This is a genomic window from Jeongeupia chitinilytica, assembly GCF_014652315.1.
GTDB classification, from domain to species: Bacteria; Pseudomonadota; Gammaproteobacteria; order Burkholderiales; family Chitinibacteraceae; genus Jeongeupia; species Jeongeupia chitinilytica.
Genome location: NZ_BMYO01000008.1, coordinates 93,601 through 111,066, shown reverse-complemented (window position 1 = coordinate 111,066; position 17,466 = coordinate 93,601). Strand labels below are relative to the sequence as shown.

General features: G+C 65.2%; 14 protein-coding genes. 9 read left to right on the top strand and 5 right to left on the bottom strand.

Annotated features, from left to right (window positions below):
* The first annotated feature begins 153 nt into the window (after positions 1-153).
* The gene (locus tag IE097_RS14960; protein ID WP_189461658.1) at positions 154-387 is read left to right on the top strand and encodes a hypothetical protein; all 234 of its coding nucleotides are present in this window, start codon (positions 154-156) and stop codon (positions 385-387) included.
* 46 nt (positions 388-433) lie between these two features.
* On the opposite strand, the gene IE097_RS14955 is transcribed toward IE097_RS14960, so the two are convergent.
* The 5 genes from IE097_RS14955 to IE097_RS14935 all read right to left on the bottom strand — a co-directional run bounded on the left by IE097_RS14955 (position 434) and on the right by IE097_RS14935 (position 8,100).
* Positions 434-3,013: a bifunctional diguanylate cyclase/phosphodiesterase gene (locus IE097_RS14955; RefSeq protein ID WP_189461657.1), complete on the bottom strand. Its 2,580-nt coding sequence runs from the start codon at positions 3,011-3,013 to the stop codon at positions 434-436.
* A gap of 43 nt (positions 3,014-3,056) precedes the next feature.
* Positions 3,057-5,345: a type I DNA topoisomerase gene (gene topA, locus IE097_RS14950; protein WP_189461656.1), complete on the bottom strand. Its 2,289-nt coding sequence runs from the start codon at positions 5,343-5,345 to the stop codon at positions 3,057-3,059.
* 63 nt (positions 5,346-5,408) lie between these two features.
* Positions 5,409-5,861 (bottom strand): Smg family protein, encoded by a 453-nt coding sequence (locus IE097_RS14945; RefSeq protein WP_189461655.1) that lies wholly within the window; start codon positions 5,859-5,861, stop codon positions 5,409-5,411.
* A gap of 30 nt (positions 5,862-5,891) precedes the next feature.
* Entirely contained in the window at positions 5,892-6,983 is a 1,092-nt protein-coding gene (dprA, locus tag IE097_RS14940; protein WP_189461654.1) for a DNA-processing protein DprA, read from the bottom strand.
* Positions 6,984-7,041: 58 nt separating this feature from the next.
* On the bottom strand, positions 7,042-8,100 hold the full coding sequence (locus IE097_RS14935; protein WP_189461653.1) for a LysM peptidoglycan-binding domain-containing protein: 1,059 nt from the start codon (positions 8,098-8,100) through the stop codon (positions 7,042-7,044).
* A gap of 132 nt (positions 8,101-8,232) precedes the next feature.
* Between IE097_RS14935 and def the strand changes: the two genes are divergently transcribed.
* The 8 genes from def (at position 8,233) to trkA (ending at position 17,444) form a co-directional block, all read left to right on the top strand.
* Positions 8,233-8,736, top strand: coding sequence for a peptide deformylase (gene def, locus IE097_RS14930; protein ID WP_189461652.1), 504 nt, complete (start codon positions 8,233-8,235; stop codon positions 8,734-8,736).
* Positions 8,737-8,745: 9 nt separating this feature from the next.
* A complete protein-coding gene (gene fmt / locus IE097_RS14925) occupies positions 8,746-9,672 on the top strand; it encodes a methionyl-tRNA formyltransferase (protein WP_189461651.1) in 927 nt (308 codons plus the stop codon).
* A 97-nt stretch (positions 9,673-9,769) separates the two neighbouring features.
* The gene (htpX, locus tag IE097_RS14920; RefSeq protein WP_189461650.1) at positions 9,770-10,627 is read left to right on the top strand and encodes a zinc metalloprotease HtpX; all 858 of its coding nucleotides are present in this window, start codon (positions 9,770-9,772) and stop codon (positions 10,625-10,627) included.
* 94 nt (positions 10,628-10,721) lie between these two features.
* Positions 10,722-11,996 carry a 16S rRNA (cytosine(967)-C(5))-methyltransferase RsmB gene (gene rsmB / locus IE097_RS14915; protein WP_189461649.1) on the top strand — a complete coding sequence of 425 codons (1,275 nt, stop codon included), beginning with the start codon at positions 10,722-10,724 and terminating at the stop codon, positions 11,994-11,996.
* Positions 11,959-12,567 (top strand): DUF4390 domain-containing protein, encoded by a 609-nt coding sequence (locus IE097_RS14910; RefSeq protein ID WP_189461648.1) that lies wholly within the window; start codon positions 11,959-11,961, stop codon positions 12,565-12,567. The genes rsmB and IE097_RS14910 overlap by 38 nt, the downstream gene beginning before the upstream one ends.
* On the top strand, positions 12,564-14,681 hold the full coding sequence (locus tag IE097_RS14905; protein ID WP_189461647.1) for a sensor histidine kinase: 2,118 nt from the start codon (positions 12,564-12,566) through the stop codon (positions 14,679-14,681). The genes IE097_RS14910 and IE097_RS14905 overlap by 4 nt, the downstream gene beginning before the upstream one ends.
* Entirely contained in the window at positions 14,674-15,975 is a 1,302-nt protein-coding gene (locus IE097_RS14900; protein WP_189461646.1) for a sigma-54-dependent transcriptional regulator, read from the top strand. The genes IE097_RS14905 and IE097_RS14900 overlap by 8 nt, the downstream gene beginning before the upstream one ends.
* A gap of 92 nt (positions 15,976-16,067) precedes the next feature.
* Positions 16,068-17,444 (top strand): Trk system potassium transporter TrkA, encoded by a 1,377-nt coding sequence (trkA, locus tag IE097_RS14895; protein WP_189461645.1) that lies wholly within the window; start codon positions 16,068-16,070, stop codon positions 17,442-17,444.
* Positions 17,445-17,466 lie beyond the last annotated feature (22 nt).

The window sequence follows — 17,466 nt, the reverse complement described above, 5'->3', positions numbered from 1 at the left end:
ACCGCAGCATCCAGGGCCGCCTTGCGCGGCCTTTTGTTTGCTCACCGCAAATTGATCAATTTGTTAATTGTTGCATTTACCAACATACATGCACGGCATAAGATGACTCCATCGACACCGGGAATCAACGTCCGGTGAAACAAGGAGAACACCATGCACACCACGTTCAAGCTTGCCGTTGCCACCAGCCTGCTCGCCCTTGCCCAGTTCGCCAGCGCCGGCGCCATGCCGATGCAGCAGAACGAGCAGTTGCACCCGGCCTGGCAACCGCAGGCTCACGCAACGGTACAATCCGCACCATCGAGCCGATCGATGTACGCCACTCATGGCCAGCTGCAGAACAAGCAGCTGCACGAACTGGCCGGTCCGGGCTCGATGGCCGGCTAAGCGCCATGCCGCACAAGAAAAAACCGGGCCTCGCCCGGTTTTCATTTCAGACCTTGTTGGCCAGCCCGAGTCGCATCCACAGCTCGGCGACACCGGCCGGAACCGGCTCGCTGAAGTGGAAGCCCTGCAGGTACTCGACCCCCAAGCCCTGCAGATAGCGCGCCGCGTCGAGGCTCTCGACGCCTTCCACCACCAGATCGAGCCCCAGCCCCTGGCCGAACTGGACGATGGCCTGCATCACCCGCCGCCCTGCTTCGGTATGCAAGCGCTGGGTGAAGGACACGTCGACCTTCAGTAGCTGCGCCTGCATCTCGTGCAACTGCGCCAGCGACGAATAGCCGGTCCCGAAGTCATCGATGGCAATCTGGAAACCCGCACTGGCCAGCTGGCGCAGATGCTTGAGCTGGCGGGCGTAGTCGTTGAGCGCTGCCGACTCGGTGATCTCGATGATCACGTCGTGGGGCCGCAACCGGTAGGCGGCAAGCCGCTCGACCAGCAGCGAGACGAACACCGGCGAGAACAGCTGGCTGCGCGAAATGTTCAGCATCAGCTTCTGCGCCAAACCGGCGTCGCGCCAGGCGCGCAGCTGCGGAAACGCCTGCTGCATCACCAGACTGGACAGCTCCTGGATCAGGCCGACCTTTTCGGCCATCGGCACGAACAGCTCGGGGCTGATCCAGCCGTTCTTGTCGTCCTGCCAGCGTGCCAGTGCCTCGACGGCAATCACGCTGCCGTCGCGCGCCGACACCACCGGCTGGTAGAACACGCCCAGCCGCTCGCTACGGATCGCCGCGGACAGCCGCGACTGCAGCGCCACGTGCTCGCGACCGAGCGCCTTCAGGTGCAGGATGTCGCCGTAGAAACAGACGTTGTTCCGCCCGGCATGCTTGGCGTGATACATCGTGTGGTCGGCCGCCGACAGCAGCTCTTCACCGGATTCGGCGTTGTCCGGAAACACTGCAAAGCCGCAACTCACCGACGGATGCGCCTCGAGTCCGTCAAGCATCACGGCCTCGCGCGCCGCGTTGCGCAGGCGTTCGGCCATCGCGCGGATCTGCTGCGGATCGGCCAGGTCGGGCATCAGCACGACGAATTCGTCGCCGCCCCAGCGCGCCAGCAGGTCCTGCTCCCGCAGCACCGCCGACAAGCGGGTCGCCAGACTGGCGAGCAACTGGTCGCCAACACGGTGGCCGAAGGCATCGTTGATCTGCTTGAAGTGGTCGAGGTCAATGAAGCCCAGCGCAACCTTGCGGTGCGTGTGTCTCGCGTGCGTGATCGCCTGCGCGAGCGCGTCGTCGAGCATCAGCCGGTTCGGCAGCCGGGTCAGGTCGTCGTACAGCGCCAGCCGGCTGATCTGCTGCTGGTTGAGCTGCATCTCGGTGACATCGCGCAACACCCCGCGCAGGGTCGCTGCGCGATCGGCCGCCGCAGGCAGCGGCAGCAGACAGGCCTCGACCCAGATCAGCTCGCCGCTCTCGCGGTACAGCCGGAAACGCAGCGTCGTCGACTCGGCATTGGCGCTGGCCAGTGCGGCCTGCACCGCCGCGAGGTCGTGATCATGAACCCAGTGCAGCAGTGGCGCGCCGAGATCGGCATCGAGTGCGCGCGGATCGAGTCCGCGCAGCCGCGCCCACGCCGCGCTGGCGCGGACCAGCAAACCGCCCCTGGACAGATCGATGACCGCCTCGCCCAGCACCTGCAGCGTGTCGCCCAGAGCCTGCTGCTGCAATGCACCGAGCCGGCTGGCGCTGACATCGCGCAACAGCACCAGTACGCTGCCTTGCGCAGGACGCATCCGCCCTTCGAACCAGACGGGTCCGTGCAGGCCATCCAGCCGGCATTCGACCGTTGCGGATGCACCACCCAGCACCGACGGCAGTTTTGCCGCCAGCAGCGTGGCCAGTTCGGGCGGCAGGACCTGCGCAGGCAACCGCCCTTCCAGCGCAGCCGCATGCGGTAGCACCGGATGGCCGGACCAGGCGCGCACGATGGTTCCTTGTGCCGAAAGCTCGAACACCATATCGTCGGTTGCGCCGACCAGGGCCGCCAGCCGGTCGCGCTCTGCACGCAAGGCGGCGTCGACGTCGACGCGCACCAGGCCCTGCGACAACTGGCGCCCGAGCATCGTCAGCAGCGTCAGTTCATCGTGACTGCGTACCCGCCCCTCGTCCTCGTCGAAAAAGGCCAGCAGGCCGAATGCTTCACCGCGATCGAGCAAGGGCAGCGTGACTATCCGGCGTGCGCCGATGCCGGCCAGCAGCATCTGCTCCGGCATCGGCAATTCGAGCAACGAACGCTGCAGCAACATGCCCACCGCCAGCGTATCGGCAAGCAGCGGATAGTCGGCCAGCGGCAGCGTCGCGAGCGGGATCAGCGACAGGCCGGCGCCTTTGGCCATCGTGCTCGCTTCGAGATGCACACGCGCACCGTGATGGCGGAACAGACAGACGAGATCGGACTGGCTGGCGTCGGCCAGCGCCTCGACCAGCGCATTCGGATCCGGCGCGTCGAAGCCGGCAAACTGTGCGACAACACGGTCGAAGGCGTCGAAATAGGCCTGCTGGCGGGCAAACGGCTCGGTCAGCGGAGAGCGGGCGGCCGGCGACCAATCGGAGGAACGGGGCATGGGGATTCCATTGAAACACCCGGCCTGGGCCGGGTGTCTGTCATCATTCCTTCGGAGCCGGCGGCTCGATCACTTCGGACCAGCCGCATTCCTTCTGCGGGCATTTCTTCTCGACACCGCGCCGCTTGGTCGTCTTGATCGTCAGCACCGGCCAGTGGCACTGCGGGCAGGCCTCGGCGATCGGCGGATCCCAGGTCGCGTAATTGCAGTCCGGATAGGTGCTGCACGAATAGAACAGCTTGCCGTAGCGGCTCTTCTTTTCCTTCAGCGTGCCCTTGTGGCACTGCGGGCACTCGACCCCGGTGTCCTTCGGCGGTTCCAGCGGCTCGATGTGCTTGCACTTCGGATAGGCCGAGCAACCGATGAACTTGCCGTAGCGGCCCATCTTGATGTGCAGCGGGCTGTCGCACTTCGGGCAAGTCCGGTCCGGCACCACTTCGGGCTCGACCGGTGCCGCATCGGCATCGTCACCGAGATTGCGGGTGTAGTCGCACTCGGGATACGTGGTGCAGCCGATGAAACGCCCGCGCTTGCCCAGCCGGATTGCCAGCTTGTTGCCGCACTTCGGGCAGTCTTCGTCGAGCTCTTCCTGCGTCACTTCCTTGCGCGACAGACTCTGCTTTTCTTCGACCGTGCTATGGAAGCGCTTCCAGAAATCGTCGAGTACCGGCACCCACTCGCGCGAACCGTTGGAGATTTCGTCGAGCTGGTCTTCGAGCTTGGCGGTGAAGTTGTAGTCGACGTACTGGGTGAAGTGGTCGGTCAGGAACTTGTTGACCACCTCGCCGGTGTCGGTCGGAATGAAGCGCTTCTTGTCGAGATCGACGTACTCGCGATCCTTCAGCGTCTTGATGATCGACGCATATGTCGACGGACGGCCGATGCCGAACTCTTCCAGCGCCTTCACCAGCGAGGCTTCGGAGTAGCGCGGCGGCGGCTGGGTAAAGTGCTGCTCGCCGGCGAGCTTGTCGACCGGCAATACCTCGCCTTCTTCGAGCGGCGGCAGGCGCGCTTCGTCCTCGTCGTCCTCGACGTCGTCCTGGTCTTCCTGGTACACGGCGATGAAGCCCGGGAACACCAGCGTCTGACCCGAGGCACGGAACACCGCCTGCGCGCCGACCTCGATGTCGACGCCGACGGTATCGAACTTGGCCGGCGTCATCTGGCACGCCAGCGTGCGTTTCCAGATCATCTGGTAGAGCTTGAACTGGTCCAGGCTGAGGAAGGCCTTGACCGAGTCGGGCGTGCGCGCGATCGACGTCGGTCGCACGGCCTCGTGCGCTTCCTGCGCGTTCTTGGACTTGTTCTTGTAGACGATGGCGTCCTTCGGCAGATAGTCCTTGTCGAAGTTGTCGCCGATGTAGCCGCGGATGTCTTCCAGCGCTTCGTTCGACAGCGCCACCGCGTCGGTACGCATATAGGTGATCAGACCGACGGTCTCGCCGCCGAGGTTGATCCCTTCGTACAGCTGCTGCGCGGTACGCATGACGCGATCGGTCGTCATGCCGAGCTTGCGCACGCCTTCCTGTTGCAGCGTCGACGTCGTGAACGGTGCAGCCGGACTGCGGGATTTCTTCTTCTTCTCGACCTTGGCGACCCGCGCGTCCGCGCCGTTCAGCGCCGCGAGGATGTCGGCCTGCGTCGCTTCGTCGGGAATGTCGAACTGCTCGAGCTTCTTGCCCTGCCACTGCGACAGCCGCGCACCGAACTTCTGCCGGCCCTTGTGGCTGTCGAGATGGATGGTCCAGTATTCCTGCGCGGTGAAGGCGCGGATTTCGATCTCGCGCTCGCAGATCAGCCGCAGTGCCGGACTCTGTACCCGGCCGGCCGACAGCCCCGAGCGCACCTTGCGCCACAACAGCGGCGACAGGTTGAAACCGACCAGATAGTCGAGCGCGCTGCGCGCCTGCTGCGCGTTGACGAGGTTGCTGTCGATGTCGCGCGGGTGTTCGATCGCGGCCTTGACCGCCGATTCGGTGATTTCGTGGAACACGACCCGCTTGAACGTCTTGGCCGGGTCCAGCAGCTTCTTGCCCTTGAGGATCTCCATGATGTGCCAGGAGATCGCTTCACCTTCGCGGTCCGGGTCGGATGCGAGGTAGACGTTGTCCGCCTCTTTCACCGCCGCACAGATCGCGTCGACGTGCTTCTTGTTCTTGTCGATCACCTGATACTTCATCTTGAAGTCGTGTTCGGTGTCGACCGAGCCGTCCTTGCGCACCAGACCGCGGACGTGACCGTAGGAGGCGAGGATCTGGAAATCCTTGCCGAGGTACTTTTGCAACGTCTTCGCCTTGGAGGGCGACTCGACGATCAACAGATTGGCGGGCATGGCGGCCGATGCTCAAAAAAGTGGCGGATATTAGACCCGGTGTGCCGGGGTGGCAAGCGAGGCTTAATGCAGCGTCGCGCCGTCGCGACCGAAGAGGATCTCCTCGATCAGGAGGTTAGACAGTTCATCGCGTTTGCGCCAGACGACCATCAGCACGATCAGTTTGAGCCGGTCGGCCTCGACTTCGCCCGATTCGTCGCGCAGGACGCGGTCGAGCACCAGCTCGCGCTCTTCCGGTGACAAGACCCGCGACGCTTCCAGCGAATGCCAGTAGACGATCGCATCGTCGCCGAGCTTGTTCGATTCGATCGGATGCAGCATCCGCGGCCCGTCGATCGACAGGGCGGCATAAGCACCAGCATCGAGCGTGGACAGTTCGGACAGCCAGGCCAGCGCCTCGCGGATTTCGTCGTCGTCGAAACCGGCACCGGACAGCCGGCGGGCCAGCTGCGACATGTCCGGTTCGCCGTCGGCGTCGTAGTACTGCTGAAAGAGGTAGGCGAGAACGTCGAGCATGCAATCCATCTGGGGCCGTTGCCGCACGATTCAAGCCAGCCGCTGGTAGCGGCCGCCCGGCAATGCTGCGACCCGGCCGGTCAATTCCAAGCCGAGCAGAATCGCGCACAGGCGCTCGACCGTCAAGCCGCTTCGTACCACCAGCGTGTCGAGATCGGCCGGATCGTGGCCGAGCGCATCGAGCACCGACGCATCGCTCTCCGGTACAGCGGCCGCCGGTACAGGGCGCACCGGTGGCGCAAGGCGGGCCTGCCAGTCGAGCTCGTCGAGCACGTCGTCGGCCGACTCGACCAGCTTGGCGCCATCCTTGATCAACCGGTGGCAGCCACGCGCCTGCGGCGAGTGGATCGAGCCGGGGATGGCAAACACCTCGCGCCCGAGCTCGACGGCCTGCTTTGCGGTAATCAGCGAGCCGCTGCCGAGTGCGGCCTCGACGACGAGTACGCCGTGCGACAGCGCCGCAATCAGGCGATTGCGACGCGGAAAATGCTCGGCTTTGGGCGGCGTACCGAGGGCAAACTCGGAAACGATCAAGCCCGCCTCGGCGATCCGGTGGGCCAGCGCGCGGTTGCTCGCCGGATAGACCCGGTCGAGTCCGGTACCGACAACGGCGATCGTGCTCCCGGCGCCGGCCAGCCCTCCTTCGTGCGCGGCGGCATCAATGCCTGCCGCCAGACCGCTGACAATGCCGAGCCCGGATGCCGACATCGCTTCGGCAAACGCACCGGCATTCGCCAGGCCTTGCGGCGTCGCGCCACGACTGCCGACAACGCCCAGCATCGGGCGCCCCAGCAGCTCGGCACGTCCTTTCAGATAAAGCAGCACCGGCGGATCCGGCAGGTCGAGCAGACGCTGCGGGTACGCCTGCTCGCCAAGCGTGACGATGGCAGCACCGGGCGCGTCCAGCCACGCCAGCGTCGCGTCGAGCTGTGGCGGGGATGCTGCAGCCGTCAGCCAGGCCGGCAGCACGCCGGACGGCAGGATCTCGCGCAATTCGGCCTCGGAGGCCCCCAGCGCCCGTGCCGGCTCGCCGAACGCGCGCAACAGTGCCAGTTGCCGGCGCGGGCCGACACCGGGCACGGCCGTGAAACGCAGCCAGTCAACGAGGTCAGGATCGGCCATCACGACTCCCAAATGAAACGGCCGCGCAATGCGCGGCCGTAGCGTCCATCACGCGTGCTCAGCTCGGCGATTTCACGTCGTCACCGACGTTGACCGGCAGGGTGCTGTCGAGCAGCAGTCCGTAGCTGAATTTCGGGAACACGCGGTAGACGAAGACATTACCGCTCTTTTCCGGCGGGGTGACACGATCCGGCTCGGCACTGCTTTCCTTGGCGATCGGCCGTTCACGCTTGTAGGTATTCAGCACGGTGCCGATGTCGACGCCGGCCTCGCTGCCGCGGTTGATCACCACCGTCGTGTACTGGCCGGCCTCGGCCACGCCGCCGTACGCCGATACCACTCGACCGCTCAGAGGCTGCAACGGCGCGTGCGGTGCGTAGTTGATGAACGGCACGTCGGTGGCACGGATCAGCCGGCTCCCGACGCCGATTTCCTCCCGGGTGCTGACGACACGCAGTGTCGCTACGTCGCCTTCCTTGTCCATGCGCACGTCACCAAGATAATCGACCTGGTAACCGATCACGCGCTTGCGGTCCGGATCGTCCGGATCGATCAGCGGCTGGCCCGGGCGGAAGGCCTGCCAGGTATCGCCCGCTTGTCCCTGGAGGTCGACGGCATAAATCCGGTCGCCACTGGCAAACATGACCCGCGAATCCGGCCCCGCAGCCACGCGCGGCGCCGCCTTGAACGCCTCGGGCTCGATCACCAGCGGCTTGTTCAGGAAGGGCTCGATCGCCGCGTACGGAATGCTCGGTGCGGCACCGTTTTCATCGATCTGGGTCGAACGGATTCGCGGCCCGACCTTGATCACGCCACGGTTGGCCACCTTGTCGCTCTTGAGCAGCTTCAGCCTCGGCGTATCGCCGGAACGGTCGAGGATGACCACGTCACCGGGGTAGATCCAGTGCGGGTTCTTGATCTCGTCCTTGTTCAGCTTCCAGATTTCGGGCCAGCGCCACGGCTGCTTGAGGAAATGACCCGAAATGGCCCACAGCGTATCGCCCTTGACCACCACATAGCGCTCCGGCGCGTCGTTCTGCAGCGCCAGCGTATCGGCGTGCGCCGAACCAATGCCGGCGCTGACGGCCAAAAGTAGCGATATAATCGTTTTACGCATGGTGGCGCTCGTCTCTGTTTAGTTTGAATCCGCCAACGGATTCTTTATTAAGCGATATGTAATGCCGGGCGATTGCCCTGAAAGCCAAACCCAATCGATTCTGCATACAAACTTTTTCAGCTGCAAGCAATCATGGCCATTCTGAATATTCTGCACTACCCGGATGAACGCCTGCATACCGTCGCCAAACCGGTCACCGTTTTTGACGAACATTTGCAACAGTTCGTCGCCGATATGGCCGAGACGATGTACGCGGCACCAGGCATCGGCCTTGCCGCAACGCAGGTCGACGTGCACCAGCGCATCGTCGTCATCGACCTGTCGGAAACCAAGGACGAATTGCTCGTCCTGATCAACCCGGAAATCACCGAGATGGACGGCAAGACACGCTACGAGGAAGGCTGCCTGTCGGTACCGGGGATTTACGAAGAAGTCGAACGTGCCGAGCGCATCAAGGTGCGGGCCCAGCGCGTAAATGGCGAGCAATTCGAATTCGATGCCGACGAGTTGCTGGCGATTTGCGTTCAGCACGAACTCGACCATCTGAACGGCAAGGTTTTCGTCGAAAAACTCTCCCGGCTCAAGCTCGACCGCATTATCCAGAAACTGAAAAAAAACCAGCGCAAGACGCTGTAACGGACCCGAATGAAGATCGCATTTGCCGGCACGCCGGACTTTGCCGCCAGCGCGCTGCGTGCGCTGATCGCCGCCGGCCACGAGGTCGTGCTGGTGCTGAGCCAGCCGGACCGCCCGTCCGGCCGGGGCATGAAACTCACGCCGTCGCCGGTCAAGCAGGTCGCGCTCGAGCACGACCTGCCGGTCTACCAGCCGGAAAAGCTGCGCACGCCGGAGCAGCAGGCACCGCTGCAGGATCTCGGCATCGACGTGATGGTCGTTGCCGCCTACGGCCTGATCCTGCCACAGGCAGTGCTCGACCTGCCGCGGCTGGGCTGCCTCAACATCCACGCCTCGTTGCTGCCGCGCTGGCGCGGCGCCGCGCCGATCCAGCGCGCCATCCTCGCCGGTGACACCGAAACCGGCATCACCATCATGCAGATGGACGCCGGACTCGATACCGGCGACATGCTCAGCGTCCACGTGACACCGATCGCCGCCGACGACAACGCGCATACGCTGCACGACAAGCTGGCCGTGCAAGGCGCCGATGCCATCGTCGCCGCGCTGGCCGACCTGCCGTCACTGCAGGCCGCACGCCGGGTACAGCCGCAGGACGGCGTCACCTACGCCGAGAAGCTGCAGAAGGACGAATCGCGCATCGACTGGCAACGGTCTGCAACCGAGCTTGACCGGATGATCCGCGCGTTCAACCCCTTTCCGTCGGCGCAGACGACGCTCGACGGTGCCGCGCTGAAAATCTGGGCCGCACACCCGGTCGACGCCCAAGGCGCCGCCGGTACGGTGCAGTCGGCCGACCGCCGCGGCATCGTCGTTGCCTGCGGTACCGGCGCGCTGGCGCTGACGACGCTGCAACTGGCCGGCGGCAAGCGGCTCGACGCGACCGCATTCCTCGCCGGCCGGCCGCTGACAGCGGGAATCGTACTCGGCGATTGAATTTTCCGCCGCCGCCGCAATCACATCTGCAGCAGGGCAGTACAGCCGCACCGTACTGCCCGTCACCACGCCCCTTACCTTTGCGAGACTTCACGATATGAACAATTGGCTCAAGACGACCATCCTGATGGCCGCCATCATGGCGCTGTTTGTTTTCATCGGCGGCCTCATCGGCGGCAAGAGCGGCATGATGATGGCGCTGCTGTTCGGCGGCGCGATGAACGTGTTCGCCTACTGGAATTCCGACAAGATGGTGCTGAAGATGTACAACGCCCATCAGGTCGATGCCCGGACCGCACCGGAACTCTACGGCATGGTGCAGGAGCTGGCGCAGCGCGCCGGCCTGCCGATGCCCAAGGTCTACGTGATCGACGAGGACCAGCCGAATGCCTTCGCCACCGGCCGCAATCCGGAAAACGCCGCCGTGGCCGCGACCACCGGCATCATGCGCGTGCTGTCGTACCGCGAACTGCGCGGCGTGATGGCGCATGAACTGGCGCACGTCCAGCACCGCGATATCCTGATCTCGACGATCTCGGCGACGATGGCCGGTGCCATCTCGGCGCTGGCCAACTTTGCGATGTTCTTCGGCGGGCGCGACGAAAACGGCCGTTCGATCAACCCGATCGTCGGCATCCTGCTGGCCATCCTCGCCCCGCTGGCGGCCAGCGTGATCCAGATGGCGATCTCGCGTTCGCGCGAATTCGCCGCCGACGCCGGTGGCGCCCGCATCAGCGGCGACCCGCAGGCACTGGCCGACGCGCTGCAAAAAATCGAGGCCTACGCCCGCGGCATTCCGATGCACGCCGCCGAAGCCCATCCGGAAACCGCGCAGATGATGATCATGAATCCGCTCACCGGCGGGGGCCTGTCCGACCTGTTCCGCACCCACCCGCAGACCGCGGACCGCGTCGCCCGGCTGAGCGCGATGGCCCGCGGCCAGCTGCCGTACTGATACCCCGCGCCGGATCGCGCGGCCGACGCCAGCCACCGACTGCATGGCGGCGCGTTCGGCCCGCGCTCCGGCGCCCCCCATAGCGGAACCCGATATGTACGCCACCCAGAAATACGCCACCCGCATCCTGACCGCCGTCCTCGGCGGCAAGACGCTGACCGATGCACTCGCCGAAGTCTGGCGTGCCGATCCCGAGCTCAAGCCGCAGCAGCGCGGCGCGATCCAGGACGTGAGTTACGGCGCATTGCGCCAGCTCGGCCTGCTCAACACCATGCTCGACACCCTGCTGTCCAAACCGGTACACGAAGTCGAACTGCGCGCCCTGCTGCTCGTCGGCATCTACCAGCTCAACTTCACCCGGGCCGCGCCGTACACCGTTGTCGATCACGCGGTGAAGGTCGCCGCACACACCGGCACCGGCCAGGGCAAAGGGCTCGTCAACGCCATCCTGCGCAATTTCCTGCGCCGCCGCGACGAACTGCTCAAGGACGCCCGGCGCACCGATGCCGGCCACTGGTCGCACCCGGACTGGTGGATTGCGGCGATGCGCAAGGCTTACCCGAGTGCGTGGCGCAGCGTGCTGGAGCAGTCCAACCAGCATCCGCCGATGACCTTGCGCGTCAATCGTCGCCAGGGTGACGTCGATAGCTATCTGGCCGAACTGGCCGCCGTCGGCCTCGAAGCCCGCGCGCTCGACGACACGGCGATCCTGCTCGCGCATCCGGTCGGCGTCGACAAACTGCCCGGCTTTTTCGACGGCCGCGTGTCGGTACAGGACTGGGGCGCACAACATGCCGCGCGGCTGCTCGACGCCCAGCCCGGCATGCGCGTACTCGACGCCTGCGCCGCACCGGGCGGCAAGACCGGCCACCTGCTCGAGCTCGCCGACCTCGAGCTGACCGCGATCGACGTCGACGGCCAACGACTGGCGCGCGTCGATGACAACCTCAGGCGTCTCGGCCTCAAGGCCACGCTCAGGGCCGGCGATGCGGCGGTGCCAAAGATCTGGTGGGACGGTAAGCCGTTCGATCGCATTCTGGCCGACGTGCCGTGCTCGGCCACCGGCGTCGCCCGCCGCCACCCCGACATCAAGTGGTTGCGTCGATACAACGACTTTGTTACTTTTTCACAACAACAGCGGCAGATGCTCGACGCGCTCTGGCCGCTCTTGGCGCCTGGCGGCAAACTCGTCTACGCTACTTGCTCGATTTTTCCGGCCGAGAACGGCGCACAGGCCGACGCCTTTGCGGCTCGCCATCCGGATGCCGAGCGACTGCCGCTGAGCGAAGGCCTTCCCGTCGATGGCCAGCTGTTGCCGACCCCCGAGCACGATGGCTTCTACTACGCGCTTTTCCGCAAACGTCCTTAATGTCGTCTTCGCGCTGCTGATGTGGCTCGCTGCCGGCGCCGTGCTCGGCGAAGGCAGCAACATCCGCGCCCAATCCGCCGGCGCGAACTACGGCAACAACCGGATCGAACTGTCGGCGCGGTTTGCGGTGTCGCTCAATCCGACGCTGGAAAGCGCCCTGACCAACGGCGTCTCGCTGCCCTTCGTTTACGAATTCCAGCTGACCCGGCCACGCGGCTATGCGCTGTACCGCCAGGTTGCCGACTGGTTCTCGCCGACCGCCGAGCTCGGCTACCGGCTGTCCTACCACGCGATCTCGCGCCAGTACCGGCTGCACCTCGGCAGCTATTACCGCAGTTTTGCCACGCTCGACGACGCGCTGTCCGCGCTCGGTGTCGTCAAGGGCTGGGGCGTACTCGCCGACACATCGATCGCCGACGACAAGAGCGACTTCGCCGGCCGAGTGCGGCTGCGCCTCGACCTGTCGCAGATGCCCAAACCGTTCCAACTGTCGACGCTCGGTCAGGGCGACTGGAAACTCGAATCGGCGTGGATCGATGTCGTCCCGAGCCGTGACGAGGCGCGCGAATGAGGCGGCTGCTGCTGATCCTCGCGTCGATCGCGACGATCCTCGTCTTCCTGCTCGCAACCGCATCGGGCAACACCTCGGCGTTCTCGCAGTACTACTCCGAGCTGCTGACGCTGAACGGCATCCTGCTGTTCGGCCTGATCGTCGTTGTCGGTGCCCGCCTGTGGCAGCTGATCAAGCGGGTACGCGCCAAGGTATTCGGCTCGCGGCTGACGCTGCGGCTGGTGCTGTCTTTCTCGCTGGTCGCGGTCCTGCCGGGCACGCTGGTCTACACCCTGTCGGTGCAGTTCCTCAACCGCTCGATCGAGAACTGGTTCAACGTCCGCGTCGACAACGCGCTCGACCGCGGCCTCAATCTCGGCCACAACGCCATCGATTACCAGCTGACCGACCTCGTCCGCAAGGCAAGGGTGATTTCGCTCGATGTCCACGACGAAACCGGCTCGGAACTGTTCTCGCGTCTGACCCGGCTGCGCGAACAGGTCGGCGTGCAGGAGATTTCGCTGTTCGACGAGCAGGGCAATACGGTGGCGCACATCGGCAACGAAAATGCCGGACTGTTCCCGAACCTGCCCGACAGGGCGCTGCTCAAACGCGCGCTGCGCGATCCGGTGCGGCAGATCGAATCGACCGCCGACCAGGGGCTGATGATGCGCACGCTGGTCGCGATGCACGGATCCGGCTTCGGCGAGCGCGCGCGCATCCTGCAACTGATGCAGCCGGTACCCAGACAGCTGGCCGACGACGCCGAACTCGTCGAAACCGTGCGTGCCGACTACAAGCAGCTGTCGCAGGCAAGGCAGGGACTCAAGCTCATTTTCAGCCTGACGCTGACGCTGGCACTGCTGATGGCACTGCTGGGCGCGCTGGCGCTGGCGATGTATCTGTCCGACAAGCTCTCGGCGCCGTTGTCGGTGCTTGCCGAAGCCACACGGGCGGTCGCATCGGGCGACCTGAGCCGGCGGCAGCCGGTGATCAGCCGCGACGAACTCGGCATCCTGACCCATTCGTTCAACCGGATGACCCGGCAACTGGCCGAAGCCCGCACCTCGCTCGAAAAACAGGAGGCGGCACAGGCCGCCGGCAAGGTCTATCTTGAAGGCATTCTCGGCTCGCTGTCGGCCGGCGTGCTGTCGTTCGACCGCGACTGGCAGCTGGCATCGAACAACCAGAGCGCCCTGCGCATCCTCGGCGTCGATCCGGTCCGCGTCGGCCCGATGCCGCTGCAAGACTGGCCGGAATGTTACCCGGCACTGGCCGGCTTCTGCGACGAGGTCGCGCGCGGCTTCGACAGCGACGAAGAACACTGGCAGCGCCAGGTCGAGATTGCCGACCAGAAGCGCGTCCTCAACGTTCGCGGCACGCACCTGATGCTCGGCGACGAGGACAGCGGCTATCTGGTCGTGTTCGACGATGTGACGGACCTGCTGTCGGCGCAACGCGATGCCGCCTGGGGCGAAGTCGCCCGCCGGCTGGCGCACGAGATCAAGAATCCGCTGACGCCGATCCAGCTGGCCGCCGAGCGGATGGAATTCAAACTGGCCGACAAGCTCGATACCGCCGGGGCCGAGCTGCTGTCGAAGAACACGCAGACCATCGTCAAGCAGGTGGCCGCCCTCAAACAGATGGTCGACGCGTTCCGCGACTACGCACGCAAGCCGACCGGCAAGAAAAAAACGCTGGATCTGCAGCAGCTGCTGGCCGAAGTGCTGGTACTGTACGAGGCGGCGCCGCTGACCCGCATCGACAACGCCCATGAACCGATGATGATCATGGGCGATGCGACCCAGTTGCGCCAGGTCATCCACAACCTGCTGCAAAACGCGCAGGATGCGATCGAGGCTTGCGAAACCCGGCAGATTTGCGTGAAAACCGAAAAAGCCGATAAATTTGTTCGACTAACAGTAGAAGACAGCGGTTCAGGCTTCCCCGGCGATTTGCTGCCGAGGATTTTCGAGCCCTACGTGACCACCAAACAGAAGGGCACGGGGCTCGGATTGGCCATCGTCAAGAAGCTCATCGAAGAGCATCATGGCCGGATCACGGCCGGAAACCGCGACAGCGGCGGCGCGTTCGTCAGGATCGAACTGCCGCTCACGGAGGAAACAAGTGGGTAGTCAGGATATTTTGGTCGTCGACGACGAGGTTGGCATTCGCGAACTCTTGTCCGAGATTCTGCAGGACGAAGGCTATAGCGTCGCCGTGGCGGAAAACGCCGAGGCAGCACGCAAGCTGAGGAACCAGGCGCAGCCGCGACTGGTGTTGCTCGACATCTGGATGCCGGATACCGACGGCGTGACACTGCTGAAGGAATGGGCACGCAACGGGCAACTGACCATGCCGGTGGTGATGATGTCGGGTCATGCGACCATCGACACCGCGGTCGAAGCCACGCGCATCGGTGCGCTCGACTTCCTCGAAAAGCCGATCGGCCTGCAGAAGCTGCTCGCGACGGTCAAGCGTGCGCTGTCGCAACCGGTCGAAGCCAGCAAGCCGCTGCCGACGCTGGCCCGCCTCGGCGAAGCCGAAGTCGTGCGCGAGCTCAACCGCGCACTCGATACGGCCCGCGGCCAGACCTCGCCGGTGCTGCTCGTCGGCGCGCCGGGCGTCGGTTTCGAAATCTGCGCCCGCTACCTTGCTGCGCCGAACCAGCCCTTTGTCGCGCCGCTGTCGAACGAAGACATCGCCATCGCACCGCTCGAGCTCGTCAACAAGGCGACCGGCGGCACGCTGTTCCTGCGCGATATCGCCTATCTCGACCGCCGCGCCCAGGCCGGGCTGCGCACCCTGCTCGGCAAGCTCGAAAAGCAGAAGGTCCGGCTCGTTTCGGCATCGAGCAAGCCGCTCGACCAGCTCGCCGGCCAGCTCGATCCGGAACTGCTGAATGCGCTGTCCCAACTGATCGTGCCGGTTCCGCGCCTCAAGGACCACCGCGAGGATATCGCCCGTCTGGCCGAAAACCTGCTGGCCGAAACGGTCAACACCAACAAGCTGGGGCCGCGCCGCTTCAGCCAGGCTGCGCTGCAGCTGCTGGCGCAACAGGACTGGCCGGGCAACCTCGACGAACTCGCCAACGTCGTCAAGAGCCTGGCGCTGACCAGCCGTGACGGCGAGATCGACATCACGCCGGTCTCGCGCATCCTGTCGCAGTTCGCGCCGGGTGGCGAAAGCGTCGTCGCGCTCCCGCAGACGGCACCACCGCCGCTGCCGATGCTCGACCTTGCCCTGCCCCTGCGTGAAGCGCGCGACCAGTTCGAGAAGTACTATCTCGAGCGCCACATCGAGCTGTCCGGCGGCAACATGAGTCGCGTCGCCGAGAAAATCGGCCTCGAGCGCACCCACCTGTACCGCAAGCTCAAGTCGCTCGGCATCCAGATGCCGAAGAAGAACCGGCCCGTCAGCGAAAGCTGAGCCCGGCGCAGCACGCATCGGGGTCGGGTAAACGCCCCTGAACCGAACGCAGCCGCTCGCGGCTGCGTTCGGCATTTCAGCCAAGGAAGAACGTGTCGAACATCCTCATCCTCGGAGCCGGTCGCGTCGGCGCCTCGGTCGCCGAACAGCTGGTGCAGGAGCACTACCACGTCACCATCGTCGACGAGCATGCCGCCAATCTCAAGGGGCTGCAGGACCGGCTCGACCTGCGCACCCTGGTCGGCAATGCCGCCAGCCCGGCGATCCTCGAAGCCGCCGGCGCACGCGATGCCGACCTGCTGCTCGCGGTGACACCGAGCGACGAGGTCAACATGGTCGCGTGCAAGATCGCCCACGAGCTCTTCAACGTGCCGACCCGGCTCGCCCGGGTACGCAATCCCGACATCCTCGCCCGGCCCGAACTGTTCGAGCACGGCGCGTTTGCCATCGATCACGTGATCACGCCGGCACAGATCGTCACCGACTATCTGGTCAGCCTGGTCGAGACGCCCGAAGCCCTGCAGGTCCTCGACTTCGCCGACGGCAAGGCGCAGATGGTCGTCGTCCGCGTCGAGGCCGATGCGCACATGGTCGGCAGGACGCTCTCCGGCCTGTGCCAGTTGCTGCCCAACGTCGACAGTCGTGTCGTCGGCATCTACCGTCGCAACCGTTACATCCGCCCCGACGGCGACAGCGTGCTCGAGGTCGGCGACGAGGTCTTCGTCCTTGCGGCCGGCCAGCACATGCGCAAGGTGATCCGCGAGCTGCACGGCGAGGAGCGCAAGATCCGCCGGATCATGATCGCCGGTGGCGGCAACGTCGGCTTCCGCCTGGCGCAGGCGCTGCAGCACGACTACCAGATCAAGCTGATCGAATCGAATCGCGAACGCGCCGCCTGGCTTGCCGAAGCACTGCCCGAGACCCTGGTCCTGTCCGGCGATGCGACCGACGAGACGCTGTTCGACGCCGAACAGATCGACCGCACCGACCTCTATCTGGCGCTGACCAGCGACGACGAGGACAACATCATGTCGGGCCTCCTGGCCAAGCAGATGGGCGCACGCAAGGTCATCGCCATCATCAACCGTTCCCGCTACGTCGGCCTCCTGCAAGGCAGCCGGATCGACGTCGCACTGTCGCCGGCGCAGGCGACGATCGGCTCGCTGCTGGCGCGGGTACGGCGCGGTGACATCGTCTCGGTGCACAGCCTGCGCCGCGGCGCGGCCGAAGCGCTGGAAATCATCGCCCACGGCAAGCGCGCGACGTCGCGCGTCGTCGGCCGGCGCATCGAGGAGTTGAACCTGCCCGCCGGGCTGTACATTGCCGCCGTGATCCGCGGCGACGAGGTGCTGATGGCGCACCACGACACGATGATCGAGGCCGAAGACCGCGTGATCGTCTTTGTCGACAAGAAGCGCGGCATCCGCGAGGTCGAGCAGCTGTTTGCCGTCAAGCTGGGGTTCCTCTGATGCGCCGCCGGACCCGGACCGC

Bases quoted from the DNA above. Each gene is read 5' to 3' on its own strand.
- IE097_RS14960 (WP_189461658.1), top strand. From the start codon at position 154: ATGCACACCACGTTCAAGCTTGCCGTTGCCACCAGCCTGCTCGCCCTT.
- IE097_RS14955 (WP_189461657.1), bottom strand. From the start codon at position 3,013: ATGCCCCGTTCCTCCGATTGGTCGCCGGCCGCCCGCTCTCCGCTGACC.
- topA (WP_189461656.1), bottom strand. From the start codon at position 5,345: ATGCCCGCCAATCTGTTGATCGTCGAGTCGCCCTCCAAGGCGAAGACG.
- IE097_RS14945 (WP_189461655.1), bottom strand. From the start codon at position 5,861: ATGCTCGACGTTCTCGCCTACCTCTTTCAGCAGTACTACGACGCCGAC.
- dprA (WP_189461654.1), bottom strand. From the start codon at position 6,983: ATGGCCGATCCTGACCTCGTTGACTGGCTGCGTTTCACGGCCGTGCCC.
- IE097_RS14935 (WP_189461653.1), bottom strand. From the start codon at position 8,100: ATGCGTAAAACGATTATATCGCTACTTTTGGCCGTCAGCGCCGGCATT.
- def (WP_189461652.1), top strand. From the start codon at position 8,233: ATGGCCATTCTGAATATTCTGCACTACCCGGATGAACGCCTGCATACC.
- fmt (WP_189461651.1), top strand. From the start codon at position 8,746: ATGAAGATCGCATTTGCCGGCACGCCGGACTTTGCCGCCAGCGCGCTG.
- htpX (WP_189461650.1), top strand. From the start codon at position 9,770: ATGAACAATTGGCTCAAGACGACCATCCTGATGGCCGCCATCATGGCG.
- rsmB (WP_189461649.1), top strand. From the start codon at position 10,722: ATGTACGCCACCCAGAAATACGCCACCCGCATCCTGACCGCCGTCCTC.
- IE097_RS14910 (WP_189461648.1), top strand. From the start codon at position 11,959: ATGGCTTCTACTACGCGCTTTTCCGCAAACGTCCTTAATGTCGTCTTC.
- IE097_RS14905 (WP_189461647.1), top strand. From the start codon at position 12,564: ATGAGGCGGCTGCTGCTGATCCTCGCGTCGATCGCGACGATCCTCGTC.